12 protein-coding genes and 3 pseudogenes are annotated in these 14,409 nt (G+C 56.9%); 3 read left to right on the top strand and 12 right to left on the bottom strand.

The annotated features are described in order from the left end of the window. Positions 1 to 404: 404 nt before the first annotated feature. From BV911_RS20105 to BV911_RS17305, 9 genes and pseudogenes are all read right to left on the bottom strand, one after another. Positions 405 to 581, bottom strand: a pseudogene (locus tag BV911_RS20105) (IS6 family transposase); the annotation flags it as partial. Between the two features lie 155 nt (positions 582 to 736). Next, a complete protein-coding gene (locus BV911_RS17340) occupies positions 737 to 1,234 on the bottom strand; it encodes a nucleoside deaminase (protein ID WP_086054846.1) in 498 nt (165 codons plus the stop codon). Continuing rightward, positions 1,227 to 2,207, bottom strand: coding sequence for an ABC transporter ATP-binding protein (locus BV911_RS17335; protein ID WP_086054845.1), 981 nt, complete (start codon positions 2,205 to 2,207; stop codon positions 1,227 to 1,229). The genes BV911_RS17340 and BV911_RS17335 overlap by 8 nt, the downstream gene beginning before the upstream one ends. Then, positions 2,204 to 3,178, bottom strand: coding sequence for an ABC transporter ATP-binding protein (locus tag BV911_RS17330; RefSeq protein ID WP_086054844.1), 975 nt, complete (start codon positions 3,176 to 3,178; stop codon positions 2,204 to 2,206). The genes BV911_RS17335 and BV911_RS17330 overlap by 4 nt, the downstream gene beginning before the upstream one ends. Then, complete coding sequence (locus BV911_RS17325; RefSeq protein WP_086054843.1) at positions 3,175 to 4,611, bottom strand: chlorohydrolase family protein; 1,437 nt, start codon at positions 4,609 to 4,611, stop codon at positions 3,175 to 3,177. The genes BV911_RS17330 and BV911_RS17325 overlap by 4 nt, the downstream gene beginning before the upstream one ends. Beyond that, entirely contained in the window at positions 4,611 to 5,792 is a 1,182-nt protein-coding gene (locus tag BV911_RS17320) for an amidohydrolase family protein (RefSeq protein WP_086054842.1), read from the bottom strand. Before BV911_RS17320 ends, BV911_RS17325 begins: the two co-directional genes overlap by 1 nt. Positions 5,793 to 5,797: 5 nt before the next feature. Continuing rightward, positions 5,798 to 6,748, bottom strand: coding sequence for an ABC transporter permease (locus BV911_RS17315; protein WP_086054841.1), 951 nt, complete (start codon positions 6,746 to 6,748; stop codon positions 5,798 to 5,800). Between the two features lie 13 nt (positions 6,749 to 6,761). Then, a complete protein-coding gene (locus BV911_RS17310) occupies positions 6,762 to 7,745 on the bottom strand; it encodes an ABC transporter permease (RefSeq protein WP_086054840.1) in 984 nt (327 codons plus the stop codon). Between the two features lie 69 nt (positions 7,746 to 7,814). Then, complete coding sequence (locus BV911_RS17305) at positions 7,815 to 9,392, bottom strand: ABC transporter substrate-binding protein (RefSeq protein ID WP_086054839.1); 1,578 nt, start codon at positions 9,390 to 9,392, stop codon at positions 7,815 to 7,817. Positions 9,393 to 9,556: 164 nt separating this feature from the next. On the opposite strand from BV911_RS17305, the gene BV911_RS17300 reads away from it, so the two are divergent. Together BV911_RS17300 and BV911_RS17295 are read left to right on the top strand one after the other, a co-directional pair. Then, the gene (locus BV911_RS17300) at positions 9,557 to 10,246 is read left to right on the top strand and encodes a GntR family transcriptional regulator (RefSeq protein WP_086054838.1); all 690 of its coding nucleotides are present in this window, start codon (positions 9,557 to 9,559) and stop codon (positions 10,244 to 10,246) included. Continuing rightward, positions 10,243 to 10,929, top strand: coding sequence for a flavin reductase family protein (locus tag BV911_RS17295; protein WP_086054837.1), 687 nt, complete (start codon positions 10,243 to 10,245; stop codon positions 10,927 to 10,929). Before BV911_RS17300 ends, BV911_RS17295 begins: the two co-directional genes overlap by 4 nt. A gap of 350 nt (positions 10,930 to 11,279) precedes the next feature. On the opposite strand, the gene BV911_RS17290 is transcribed toward BV911_RS17295, so the two are convergent. From BV911_RS17290 to BV911_RS20420, 3 genes and pseudogenes are all read right to left on the bottom strand, one after another. Next, positions 11,280 to 12,167, bottom strand: coding sequence for an NAD(P)-dependent oxidoreductase (locus tag BV911_RS17290; RefSeq protein WP_240512342.1), 888 nt, complete (start codon positions 12,165 to 12,167; stop codon positions 11,280 to 11,282). Positions 12,168 to 12,560: 393 nt separating this feature from the next. Further along, positions 12,561 to 13,082: a VPLPA-CTERM sorting domain-containing protein gene (locus BV911_RS17285; RefSeq protein WP_168184125.1), complete on the bottom strand. Its 522-nt coding sequence runs from the start codon at positions 13,080 to 13,082 to the stop codon at positions 12,561 to 12,563. Between the two features lie 198 nt (positions 13,083 to 13,280). Next, a pseudogene (locus BV911_RS20420) lies at positions 13,281 to 13,948 on the bottom strand (transposase). A 117-nt stretch (positions 13,949 to 14,065) separates the two neighbouring features. Here BV911_RS20420 and BV911_RS17275 point away from each other — a divergent pair. Further along, a pseudogene (locus BV911_RS17275) lies at positions 14,066 to 14,281 on the top strand (transposase); the annotation flags it as partial. Between the last annotated feature and the right edge of the window lie 128 nt (positions 14,282 to 14,409).

The raw sequence follows: 14,409 nt of genomic DNA, 5'->3' as shown, positions 1-14,409 counted from the left end.
TAACTCTGAAACCGCGCCCGAAGCGCAGATGGCAAAGGTGCTGACATGATCCATCCTCCAAAATAGGATGAATCACAAACACGACCCTATAGGAACCACCGATTCAAGTTTTCACAGAAACGCTTTAATTCAGGTCGGGCCGCTGCATGAAGGCGTTAGGGCTTACCAATGTAAAGCATCCCACTTGCCAGTTGATTTCCGATCGGGTGCGACTGAGATGCGAAGAAATTGGTTCTGTTGCAAACTTTTGAGATCGTGTGCCTGTCACGCTGCCTGTGATAGTCTGAGCCTGTGACATTTCAGATAGGGACCCGGACGTGGCGATTGATTTCTAGGGCGTATATTATCCAAAAGACGTGATCCTTTTCGCCGTGTTCTACTACGCCCGCTACGGCGTGTCATACCGCCATTTGCGGCGCGTATCTGACGCGCCATCGGTTCAACGTAGAGTGATCCAAGGCAACGCCCCGGTCGGCCATGATTCCTTCCAAGTCACGGTATGGAACGCCGTAGCGGATATAAAAGAAGATCGCGTATAAGACGACGGTTTTCGGGCATTGTACGCCCTTGAAATCTATCATCGTGCCGTCCCGATCGGGCGTGGCCTGACTCGCACATCCGGTGCTGCATACGCCGCCGGGGCGACAGTGCAAAAAGTTTGCGAGACTACCGCACCATCATACCGTCACGCCCGGGCCCTTCGACCGAATTTGGGTTGATATAGACAAGGCGCAGTTTACATGCGGGCGCGGGCTAGTTTGGCCCACTGTGACAGGATTTCTGCGGCTTCGCTTGACAGATGTTGTTCTGACGGCATCTTGCGTGCACCGACAACGTGGCCGCACTCGTGGGTCAACAGTGTTACGTCCACCGGAAAGCGGGCGGATTCAGGCAAGTCGCCGATGGCTTTGCCCGCCTGTCCCATATCCGCAGCATAATACATCGCGGCAATCCCGGCGATGTTCATCGCGGCAACGCATAGCGCGCAGGGTTCGCAACTGGAGTACAATTCGCAACCGCGCAAATCGACAGTTTCAAGGTTGCGGCACGCATCGCGGATCGCCTCTGTTTCCCCGTGGGACGTCGGATCGTGGTTGATCAATGAGCGGTTGATCCCTTCGCCAACTATTGCACCGTCTTTGACGATGACTGCCCCAAATGGTTCAGTGCCGGGGGTATCAATCGCTTGCGCCGAAATATCGATAGCGCGGCGCATAAAGGCTTCGTTATACATGGGGAATCCTTTCAAGAGTTGTTTCGGCGGCAAAGCAGGCGACCCGACGGTTGTGGACCTCTGGTCGGCGTTGCGGGCGTTCTTGTTTGCAGCGATCAAAGGCCCGTGGGCAGCGCGGATGAAAGCTGCACCCCGATGGCGGTGAAACCGGGGAAGGAACCTCGCCGGCCATAGGGCTGCGGTCGCGTTTTGGGGCTTCTAGATCGGGGATCGTATCAAGCAATAGCTGCGTGTAGGGATGCAGTGGATTGGCAAAAAGATCGGCGGTGGGCTGAATCTCAACGATGCGGCCCAGATACATCACCGCAATGACATCGGCCATGTGGCGCACGACACTCAGATCATGACTGATAAAGAGATAGGTCAGCCCCATTTCTTTTTGCAATTTTTTCATCAGGTTCAAAACCTGCGCCTGCACAGACACATCCAAAGCCGAGGTGGGCTCGTCACAGACAAGGAACTCTGGCTCGCCCGCCAAGGCACGCGCAATAGAGATCCGCTGACGTTGACCGCCGGAAAATTCATGAGGGAATTTCAAACCGTCCGCCGGGGCCAACCCAACGGTGCGCAGCAGGTCTTCGACCCGCGCCGAAACTTGGTCTAGCGGCGTGTCCGGGCGCAAGGTGCGCAAAGGTTCCGCAATAATCCGCGCAACGCGCCAACGTGGGTTCAGGCTGGCAAAAGGATCTTGGAAGATCATCTGAAGACGGTCGCGATCACCGTGAAAACGGATTTTGCCCCCCGATGGCGGATGTAGGCCCGTCACCAGCTTGGCAATCGTGCTTTTGCCACATCCGGATTCGCCCACCAAGGCAAGGGTCTGGCCCCGTTGGATTGTGAAGTCTACCCCGTCAACCGCCCGCAATGTCTGGCGCGGTTTGCGTTCGATCAACCGGTTGAGCCATGGGGCCGACACATCGAAACGCCGCTCCAGCGCATCGACCTCTAGAATAGCATTGGGACGAATGCTCATGCGACACCTCCTTGGGTGCCCAGCCAGCAGGCCGCACCGGATTGTTCTGTAGCGATCCGAGGCACCTCGCGGTGGCATCGCGGTCCGGCGCGCATACACCGTGGATTAAACGCACAGCCCGGCGGGATTGCGTTCAACCGGGGCATGGAGCCGGGGATCATTTGAAGTTCTTCCACGTCTTTGCGCAGGGATGGGATCGAGCCCATCAAGCCCACCGTATAGGGATGTTTGGGATGGCGCACGACGTCATCGACGGTCCCGACCTCTGCCAGTCGTCCGGCATACATGACGGCCACGCGATCTGCGGTTTCAGCGATCACCCCCATATCATGGGTCACCAGCATCACCGCCGTGCCCCGTTCGCGGCACAGGCGTTTCAACAGGGCGGTAATCTGCGCCTGGATGGACACGTCAAGCGCGGTGGTCGGCTCGTCCGCGACGATCAATTCCGGTTCAGCGCACAGCGCCAAAGCGATGACGATCCGTTGACGCATGCCACCGGAAAACTGGTGCGGGTAATTGTCGATCCGCTCCTCCACCGCAGGAATACCGACCTCGCGCATCAGGTCCTTGGCCCGCTCGCGCGCTTGCGCTTTGTCGAGGCTGGTGTGCAGACGGATCGTTTCGACCAGCTGATCTCCGACGCGAAACAACGGATTGAGCGAGGTCAGCGGATCTTGAAAGATTGCCCCTATGCGGCGCCCTCGAATGGTCTGCATCGCGCGATCATCCAGCGTGTCGATCCGGTCGCCAGAAAGGTGGATTGATCCAGCCGCAATCCGCCCCGGCGGCTCTAGCAAGCCAAGGATCGACATGCCGGTCATGGATTTTCCTGCACCGGATTCCCCCACCATTCCAAGGACTTCGCCCCTCCGAATTTGCAACGAAATACCATCCACGGCGGTCAGGGTGCCCTTTCGCGTGGGAAATTCAACGCGCAGGTTCTGCACGTCGAGAACGACATCACTCATGGCGCGGCCCTCTCAAAGCTGGGTGTGAAAATCTCGGACACCGGCCGATGCCCGGCGGTGCGGTCGGGGTATTTCGCTACCAACCCATCAAACTGATCTTGCGCGCGCGCGGCGTCAGCGGCGGCATCCACACCGGGGATCACGCCATCCGCCATAACCTGACGACCATCGATCCAAACGTCGCGTACATCGCGCCCGGAAGCGGCGGTCATCAGGGTTTGCACTGGATCTGGCGTTTGCAAGGTTTGGTGCAAATCGATCACTGCGATATCGGCCTTGGCCCCTTTGGCAAGACGGCCCAGATCGGGGCGGTTCAGCGCTTGCGCGCCGCCAAGGGTCGCTGCGTTGAACATATCTTCGGAACGGATCGCATCCATTCCGCCTGCCAGACGGGCTGTCATCATGCCGATTTGCATGTTCAGGATCATGTCGGCGGGATGGGTGTCGGTGCCAAGGCCAATGTTGATGCCTTTGGCGCGGCATGCTGGAAAAGACTTCAACATCCCGCCATGCCGCGCAGAGACTAGCGGGCAATGCACCAGCGTCGAGCCGGCCCGTGCAATCAGATCAAATTCAGCGTTGGTGGCTTGCGTGCCATGAGGCAAAAGCCAGTTTCTGCGCAGCGCGCCAATCTTGTGCAGCCATTCAATCGGCGCGCAATTGTGCTGTTCTTTGACCAAGCGCAGTTCCACCGGCGACTGGCAACAATGTTGGCGCACGGGTGCATCCATCTCGGCTGCGATATCCGCCGTGCGCAGCAGCAGTGTTTCGGTGCAGGTTTCGATCCGGTCGGGGGCAAACATGGCGCGGATGCGCCCGCCCGCCGTCCCGTCGATCCGGGCCGCGAAATCATGGGCTTCAGCCAACCCAGCCAGCCCGCGCGGTTCATCATAAATGGCGCGGATCGTGCCCTGCCCGTCCGTGACTTGCCCACCGGTGCGATAGGCGGGACCAAGATAGACCCGCAGCCCTAAATCCTCGGCGGCAGCTGCGGCGGCGTCAAACTCGGCCACCGTTTCGCCCCATGCGCGATAGAACAGCGACGCTATGGGTAAGGCCGTGGTGATCCCGTTGCGGATTAGTTGGGCAAACGCATAACGTTTTTGGAACGCCAACTCCTCAGGAGTATACATTTCATAGGGGCCGCGGGCCACATAGCTTTCGGGCCAGACGCGGCCCTTTTTCCAAGCCGGACCATTGTCATAGCCAAGGATTGTGGTGTCGAGATCCGACAACGCGTCAAGGTCGATAAAGCCGGGCGAAATCACCGCCTGCCCGTAGTCGATCCGCTTCCCAACCTCGCCGTCAAAATCCGCTCCGACGTGAAGCACCTGCGTACCCTCGATCACCACCACGCCATTTTCGAACACAACGTGACAACCGTCTCGGTGACCAATGACCCAGCGGGCGGACAAAAGGGTGCGGTCGCCCATTACGGTGCCTCCATCACGCAAACGCCGTCGCGCGCGGTGACCACTCCGCCTTTAAGCACCAATTTTCGCGGCGCATGAATGACAACGCCTTCGGCCAGCGTTTCGCCTTCGATCAACACACAATCGGCGCGGCAACCGTTTTGCAAACCATAGCCTTCAATTTCCAGGATCGCCGCACCGCCATAGGTGCAGATATCCAGTGCCAATTCGACCTCGTCGTCACGGCGCAGATTGTTGCGCATGCCGATCTGCATTGCCTTCTCCAGCATGTCGGAATTGCCATAAGGCCCCCATGTGTCGCGGATGCCATCGCACCCCGCGCCCGTCAGGATACAATGCGCTTTCAACTCTTTGACTGCAGGCACAGGGGCAGACGCGGGAGCGGTTGTCAGAATGTGAATGCGGTTCTCGGCCAACTTTTCCTGTAGCCCGGTGACATAGGCGCGATCCACAGCGCCAAGGCAGAATGCGTGGCTGATCGACACTTTGCCCTGCATGCCCAATGCCACAGTGCGGTCGATGATTTCTTCCATCGAAAACCAGCCAAGCGCATCGCGTTCATGCAGGTGAATGTCGATTGGTTTGCCGTGTTTCTCGGCCAGCGCAAAAATCGTATCAAGGTGACCCTTAGGATCGCGCTCCATCCCGCAGGGGTCAATTCCGCCGACAAGCTCCGCCCCCAACGACAGCGCCTCGTCCATCAGTTCCGCCGTTCCCGGGCGGCTCATCATGCCAGATTGTGGGAACGCGACAATTTCAATGTCAATCATACCGGACAGCTTTTCGCGCGTGGCCATCACGCCTTCGATACCCGCTAATCCGTGGTGCGTATCGACATCAACATGGCTCCGGATATGGGTGCAACCGTGCGACATCGCCAAGATCGCATGACGTTCGCTCTGCACCCGCGGGTCCAGCCCAAGCGAGACTTTCACCTCGCGTTCATTGTTGATCTTATCGATCAACCGAGGGCCGACTTCATTGCGATACCACGGCAAACCCAACAGCGATTTATCCAAATGAGTATGCGCTTCGATCAAGCCGGGGATCAGAATACGCCCACCACAGTCAATGATTTCAGCACCTGCCGGGACATCGGCAACGAAATTTCCGTCTGCGATATGAAGGTCCGTCAGGTTACCCGCCATCGGGCGTACATTTTTTAAGGTCTTGGTCGTCATTTGGGTCACCGGAGTTTGGGGTTAAGGGCATCGCGCAGCCAGTCGCCAATCATGTTGACCGAGAGGACGATCAGACACAGTTGGATTGACGGGAAAACTACGATCCACCACAGGCCAGAAAACAGGTATTGGTTTCCAATACGGATGAGCGTTCCGAGGCTCGGTTGATCCGGCGGTATCCCGACACCAAGAAATGACAGGGTCGCTTCCGATAGGATGGCAACCCCGAAGTTCAGTGTCGCCGCCACCATGATCGGTGTCAGGCAATTGGGCAAAATGTGCTGCAGCATAATACGCCAGGATTTCACTCGGATCAGCTTGGCAGCCTGGACATATTCTTTCTTCGCCTCGACCATGGCAGAGGCCCGAACCGTGCGCGCATATTGAACCCAAGACGGCACGGCGATGGCAAAGACCAAGATCGGCGCGGCCAGCACATCTTTTAGGCCGGGGGGCAAGGACGCATTTGCGACCGCTGTGATCAGGATAGCGATCAGAATAAAGGGCATCGACAAAAGTACATCGCCCATGCGCATGATCACATTGTCGATCCAGCCGCCAAAATAGCCTGCCATCAACCCCAATGTGAGGCCGACACTGAGCGCCAGCAGCACCGAGGCAAAGCCAATGATCAACGAAATGCGTGACCCGTAAAGCACCGCAGACAGGATATCGCGCCCTTGGGTGTCCGTACCCAGAATATACGGCCACTGGCCTGCTTCATTCCATATCGGAGGAATTTCGGAATTCCAAAGCTCCAACGCAGCCAAATCATATGGATTCTGCGGCGCGATCATTGGTGCAAACAACGCGGTAAAGGCCACGATCGCCAGCAAAACGGTCGCGAAAATTGCAGACGGGTGTGAGCGGAAGGAATGCCACAGGTCATTCTCGTACAGGGCGCTGATCCGCGCACGCAAAGAAGGGCGAGCGGTTATGGGGACGGTGTTTTCCATGATAGTCTCCTGCTCAACCATTGGTGCCAGCGGTGTCGTCGCGCAGGCGCGGATCGATCCATGCATACGTGACGTCGACTAGCGTGTTCAAAACGACAAAGATGAGGGAAACGATCATCAAATAAGCCGCCATCACCGGGATATCGACGAACGTAACCGCCTGAATGAACAGCATCCCCATGCCCGGCCATTGAAAGACTGTTTCGGTCACCAGCGCGAAGGCGATCAGATTGCCGATCTGCATGCCCGTCAGGGTGATGACCGGCATCAAACAGTTGCGCAGCGCGTGACGCCACTGAACGCGGGCGGTCGGCACGCCGCGGGCACGGGCGAATTTGATGTAATCGGCGCGCAGGGTTTCCAGCATTTCTGCGCGGACCAATCGCATCACCAAAGTGACTTGAAATGTCGAAAGCGAAACAGCTGGCAGGATCAAGGCCGCGCGGCCCGATGGCGTCAACAGGCCGGTCGACCACCAGCCGATGTCCACGGTTTCGCCCCGCCCAAAAGCCGGCAACCAGCCCAAGGACACCGAAAAAACAAGGATCAGCAAAATGCCCACCACAAAGCTGGGCAAAGAAACCCCGACAATCGAACTTAATTGCAACATATCGGCCAGCCGCGAGTCCCGGTAGACGGCGGTGATCACCCCAGCCGGGATGCCAACCACCAGTGAAATCACTGTCGCCACCAGCACCAATTCGAACGTGGCTGGAAACCGGTCCTTGATCAGCACCATCACGTCCTGCTGGTTGCGATAGGAAATGCCAAAATCCCCTTGCACCGCATTGGTGACAAAGCGGGTGTATTGGGTCACGAAGCCGTCGTTCAGTCCCAGCCTTTCGCGCAATTCAATGCGGTCCGCCTGCGTGGCCTGCTCGTTCACCATCATTTCGACCGGATCGCCAAAAAACCGGAAGATCACGAAGGCCAGAAGCGCCACGGCCAGCATGACAAAGGCCGCGTTGGCGGTGCGTTTTAGAAGAAATGCTATCATAGCGGTCTCCGGTTCTTGTGAAACATCCGGGGGAGGCCGGACCGCATCAGGGCGATCCGGCAAAAGGCTTTAGGAGCCTTCGCCCATACGAGCGAACCAAAGCCGTGGCTTGGCATCTGGGAAGAGCGGCATCTCTGCGACGCCTTCCGTAATCGCCCAAGCCATCGGCTGTTGATGAAGCGGGATCATGATCGTCTCGTCTTTCACCATCTGCAGTGCTTCTGTTTGAAGTGACAAACGGGTCTCCAGATCAAGCTCGCTTCCAGCCGCGTCGATCAATGCGTCCAGTTCAGGGTAAGACCAGCCGCCCCAGTTGAAGACACCGGCGTTGCCATTCTGAGAATGGAAAATTTGCAGAAGCGGTGAATAGCTATCGAGCAACGGCAAGGTCGCCCAACCCAAGGTGTAGACGTCTGTTTTGCCGTTCGTCCGCTTTGGCGACTGCACCGCACGCGGCGCAACGTCCAGTTTCGGGGAGAGACCGATCCGGCTCCACATCGAGGCGATCGCTTGGCAGAATTGCTCTTCGTTAACCAGACCGTCGCTCAGGCAGTTGAATTCGAACTCCAGCCCTTCAGGCACTCCGGCCTCGGCCAATAGCGCCTTTGAGGCTTCGGGGTCATAGCCCGGAAGGTCGTCCAACGCCTCAACATATCCGGGGATCGGCGGGGCAACAGTGGCCCCTGCGATACGGGATTTGCCGCGCATTATCTTTTGATGGATCAGGTCAAGATCAATCGCTTTGTGCAAAGCTTCGCGCACGGATTTGTCGACGAAGGGGTTCGGCTCGCCCATTGTCAACGTCTCGCGGAAGGGAAAGCCAATCAGCACTGTCCGCAGATCGACGCCCTCTAGAACCTCAACGTTCGGGGCTGCTGCAAGTCGCGGCAGATCCTGCACCGGCGCGTCGTTGGTAAAGCTGATTTCGCCCGAGAGCAGCGCAGCAACGCGCGTTGCCGCAGAATTCACCGGGGTCAGTTCGATCCGGTCAAGGTTGTGCTGCGGTTCGTCCCACCAATCGGGATTGACGACGAACACCGTTTTGGCGTCTGGCTGGCGGCTTTCGACGATGAAAGGGCCCGTGCCATTGGCATTATAGGTGGCAAAACCTTCGGTCCCCGCACCAATGTCCGTCGGCAACAGCGCGTCATTCTCAGTCATCCATTCTTCATCAAAGATATGGATGTTCGTTAGATCATTCAGCAGCAGCGGGTACGTACCGTTTAAGGTGATGTCGACGGTTAGATCATCCACAGCTTTCGAACTGACATAGGCCGGAAGATTACCCTTCAGCGGTGATGTCTCATCACTCACCCGTGTCAACGAAGCAACAACATCGGCTGCCGTAAAGGGGTTGCCGTTATGGAACTTCACTCCGTCGCGCAATTTGAAGCGCCAAGTGATTTGATCGTCAAGAATTTGCCAGCTTTCAGCCAACGCAGGTTCGATCTTCAAATCCTTGCTGTAGCGCACCAGTCCTTCGTAAACGTGGTTGAGCACGTTGATGGTGAAGCTGTCGCCGTAAGAATAGGGATCAAGCGAACCGATATCGCGATTGGCACCCCATTTCAGAACGTTCTCCGCCTGCGCGCTGCCTGCGAATGAGGCAACTGCTGCCGTTGCAAGCAAAATGTGTCGTAGTTTCATATTCCGGTCCCTGTTCTGAGTGATTGTATTTCAGAGTCGTCAAAATTGGATACGATATATGAGGGGTGGCATAAGCGCTTCGGTCTGACAAGATAAATGTATCCAATTGACCGCGTTAATTGTATCCGATAACAAAGGTGCAAATTTGATAGGCAGAACAGATCATGAGTGACCAAAAGAGTACGCTAACGGACGCAGTGCATGACCTGTTGCGAAAAGCGATCATCGAACAGGCATTGCAGCCGGGGATTCGCCTGCCCGAGGATACGGTGGGCGAACAATTTGGCGTCTCGCGTACAATTGTACGTCACGCCCTTGTCCGACTGCAGAACGAAGGCCTAGTCATCACGCGCCGCAACCAAGGTGCCTTTGTTGCTGAACCTTCACGCGAAGAAGCGCAGCATGTTTTCGAGGTGCGCCGTTGCTTGGAAAATGAAGTTATCAGGCTTTTATGCCAACGCATTCCCGATAGCGGCTATGACCGGCTTGAAGCACATGTTCGACTGGAAGAAACCGTAAGAGGCAAGGATGGCCCGGTGTCGATCCGCCTGGCAGGCGAATTTCACGTCCTTCTAGCCGAATTGACAGGCAACAAAGTGCTGGTGCGCTATGTCAATGAGGTCGTATTGCGCTGTTCGCTGATCATGTCGCTTTATGCCCGCAATCACTCTTCTGATTGTGCTGTGGACGAACATTCTCAAATTATCGAGGCCATCCGATCCGGTGATGACGCACGCGCCATCGCGATTATGGGACATCACCTTGGTGCCGTCGCTGGCCGCGCCGAGCTTTCGGCCCGTCCAAATAGTATCCAATCCATACTGTCCCGCTACGGCAAGGAGCTTGCTCGATGACCTTAAAAGACGGCTATCACGCTTTTGATTTCGCGGACCTCACGCCGCGCGAGGCTTATAAGGTGATGATCGGCACAATCGTTCCCCGGCCTATCGCATGGGTCACTACGATATCTCCAGATGGCGTGGTCAATGCAGCGCCTTATTCCTTCTTCAACTGCCTTTCAGCCGATCCGCCAATTCTGGCGTTGGGCATCGAGAATAAGCCCGACCGCAGCTTTAAAGACACCGCCTACAACATCCGTATGACCGACTGCTTTACCGTCAATATCGTGGATCGGGTAAATGTCGAAACAATGGCCATCACAGCCGCTGGCTTTGAGCCAAATGTTGATGAACTGGCGATGGCTGGCTTGACCGCAGCGCCGGGCGACAAGGTAAAATGTCCGCGCATTGCAGAAGCTCCTGTTGCTTTTGAATGCGAGCGATACTTGGGAATCGAAGTCAGCTCCGCGCGCGAGATTATCCTTGGGCGAATCGTAAGGGCCCATGTCCGCGAAGATATCATCGACCCAGAGACGTATTATTCCGACCACGAAAAATTGGATGCGCTCGGTCGGATGGGCGGCAATGGCTACGCTGGGACCATGGATTACTTTGACCACCCCACCCCTTCGGCCGAGGATGTTATGACCGGCGTGAAACGACGCGCCCGTCCGCCGCAGAATATTAACGACGCATGAGTTGAGTGGAGCTTGCTGGTGCGGATACCCTTTTCGCTACTTGGAGACGTATCTCCAAGTAGCGAAAAGGGTATCTATGGGCAATGTTACGCTGATTGGGGTCGCTGGTCACTCAGCGCGCTGACGTTGTTAGGCATTGCGAAGTTGTTCCGCTGGCATGTTCAAACTATTTCAGCATCATGAACATCTCACCCAGCTTGCCGCGCGTTTCAAACGAGGCTGCAAAAGTTGGCTGATCATGATTGATCGCTAAGCGTGAGACCAGAAAACGTCAACACCCTGACAAAGCCCTGCGGGTACGAAAGCGCAATTGAAGAAGTCTCAGATCGTTTTCAGATCGATTGTTGCGGTCATTGGTTGGCATCCTCGTTGCGGCCATTCAGCAGGTCATACAGCAGGCCAAGTGCCGCGCTGTCGCGTTTGGCGAACCCGGCATTGCAGGTCGCGACCATCAACTGATGCGCGAGGTCCGTGGCGGGCTGCGTGATATTGAAATGCGCACCCACGGAATTGGCGATGCCAAGGTCCTTGCGCATGAGCTCGGCGCGAAACCCGCCGTCAAGCTTGCCTTCGAGGTAGCGCAGGGCATTGGCTTCTAGAACACGGCTGTTGGCGGTGCCGGTGGACAGCACCTCGCGCATCACCTTGGGGTCGACCCCGGCGGCCCGCGCCATGGAGACGGCTTCGCATACGCCCATCATGTTCACCGCGACCATCAGCTGGTTGCAAGCCTTGACCGCCTGCCCAGCCCCGAGCGGGCCAACGTGGTGAATGTTCTTGCCCATGGCCTGAAACACCGGCTGCGCTTCGGCCACGTCGTCTTCCGATCCGCCGCACATAATTGTCAGGGTGCCGTCTGCCGCCCCCTTCGCGCCGCCGCTGACGGGGGCGTCGATGAACCGACCGCCGATCACAGCAAGCTTCTGTGCCATCTCCTGCGCCTCGAATGGAGCAATCGTCGAGCAATCGATCAGCAAGCCATTGTCCCAGCCGTGGGCGGCCAGCCCGGTTTCGCCCGCGAATACACCACGCAGGGCCGCGGCATCCGGCACGCAGGAGACAATTATCTGACAGCGCGCGGCAAGGTCCGCCGGTGTCGCGCAGATCTCTGCGCCCAATGCCCGGAACGTCTCTGCCTTCTCGGGCGAAGAAGTGGTGACTGCCAGATTCAAGCCGGATGCGGCGATGTTGCGTGCCATTCCGGCGCCCATCACGCCCAGTCCAATGAACCCTATCACGATACTCAAACCCCTACTTTTTCCGAGTTATGCTTTCCTGGACGGCAGTTTTCCGCGCCGCCAGATTGTTAGACCGATGAGCCCGATAACGCTCGCCATCAAGAGGAGCGTTATCGGGTTGGTCATGAACAGTCAAACGAACCGCGGCTCCGCGTCAATGCTTGTCGCAACGCCTCCTCAAAAGGGGGCGTGATGACGAAGAGGCATCGTCAAGTTGGTGGGTGCGTGGCGCAGGAGGTCGGATGTGTCTCAGGTTGAAACGGAAACGCTTTAGTATTCAGTCATGGATGAATTTAGCAGCTGCGAGCGCAGCGATTGTTTTGCGCAACGCTTTTTCCCAAAAGCCACGGGCGGCAAAAGCCGCCCGTTCAATACACGCGTATGGGATGCGCGTCAGACGTTTTTGCGGCTGCGGGCCGTCAAGCCTAGACCACCAAGCGCCACAACCAGTAGTGGCAAAGCGGCTGGCAATGGCACGCTGGTAACAGTGAATGCATAGTTGATTGCGTTAGCCCCATTCAGATTGTCATCCACAAAGGCTGAGGCATAGGGCGTGGTGTAGCCCACGGTCGGCCCATAATATTGGCCGAGATACTTGTAATCATAGTTCTGAGCGAAGATGCTCCCACCCACGCCAATCTGATCATACCATGCGCTGAAATTGATGTTGGAAACCAGATTATCAACTGTGGAGATCACATAGTCTGATGCCAATCCGCCGAACACAAGCGCCGCAGCTTCCTGCCCTGTATAGGCCAGCGGGCCATTCGGCGGCGCACCGCTCCACAACGGACCATCGGTCACATTCCAGCTGCCAACATAGGTATAGGTCGCGGCAGACGCAGCTTCTACTGTTGCTGACAATGCCCCTACCGATACCGCAGCGGCGAGCAGCGTTTTCGCCATATTATTCATCAATCTTTTCTCCCTAAGAAAGGCTTCGGAAACATTTCGGCTATTTATGGGAAATTATAACATCATTAACAAACAATTGTTGAATTTAACGCCAAGACCGGAGAATCATCAAGATCTTTCGTGAAATTCATTTGCTTACAAAATAAACACTTTGCGCAATACTAAAACGGGCCGCATTCCCCCTTTCCCCAGACACACTTAACCTGCGGCCTTTGTGACGGGTAGGCCGATGGCGGTGAACCGGTTCAGAACTGCAGCGCGGATCTGAACCTCGGCGACCTGTCGATCAAAGTCGCGCTCCATGAGGCACTGACCGAGGCCCGATCCGCAGTTCATCTTCGTCTCAACCCGGCTTCGTCGGTGGTATTTGGTCCAGAGCCGCCAAAGCGATCAACCGAGATATGTTGAGGCCCGGAGCGCCTCGCCTCGTTCCCGGCACTGGCTCCGGCAATGGCCGGCTTCCGCGGCACGGTGTTACGGCGGGGCGGGAGTTTCGAGGATCAGGAAATGGTCCGGGGGACCATTTGCCCGACGAAACGCGGCCGCGCCGCGATCGGCGATGACATCAATCAAAAGGTGCAGTGGGCCCTGCGCCCCGCGATAAGGGATCGCCACGCATCGGTCTACTGTCGGCGGTTCAGAGTGCTGAAATCGGGCACAGACCAATAGAGCTTGGCGAATTTCGACAGGCTGGCGACGAACCCAGTGGCGTGCCGAAGCGCCGTGCCAAAGAGAACTTTGAGCGTGAAGCAGGCTTGTATAGCACTATCGCTATAGGTTCGTTGGCGGCCACGTTTGCCCGTGGGTGCCGCCTCTCAGGCCATCGCCGGATCGAACCAGACAGCCAAAAAACCACGCTGTTTCAGCGCGAGGTTTTAGTCATGCCAATTCGTTGTCTTGTAGATTGTCTTCGCGGGTATGCGCACGCCCGCCAGATAGCGCATTGGATTCCCCTGGTGAATCCAATATGGTAGCTGATGCGCATGAGCATACCCGCAAAGGCGACCGACAAGACGACGAACTGGCATGACTACAACCTCGCGCTGAAACAGCGTGGATCGCTGACCGTCTGGTTCGATCCGGATATGGTGTGGGAGGCGGCACCCTCCGGGAAACGTGGACGTCAACAGACCTATAGCGATGGTGCGATACAAGCCTGCCTCACACTAAAAGTCCTCTTTGGCATGGCGCTTCGACAGAAGAGGTGGTCGCAAGAATTCGGACCAGTTGCTAAGCTTTAGCGACTGACGAAGGACCGACCTGAGATGACAAAACGAAAGCGCTATTCTGCGGAGTTCAAGGCAAAGGTGGCACTGGAAGCCATCCG

Origin of the sequence: Pseudoruegeria sp. SK021, assembly GCF_002119405.1 — a bacterium.
Lineage (GTDB): Bacteria > Pseudomonadota > Alphaproteobacteria > Rhodobacterales > Rhodobacteraceae > Meridianimarinicoccus.
This window is presented reverse-complemented; position numbering and strand designations above follow the sequence as displayed.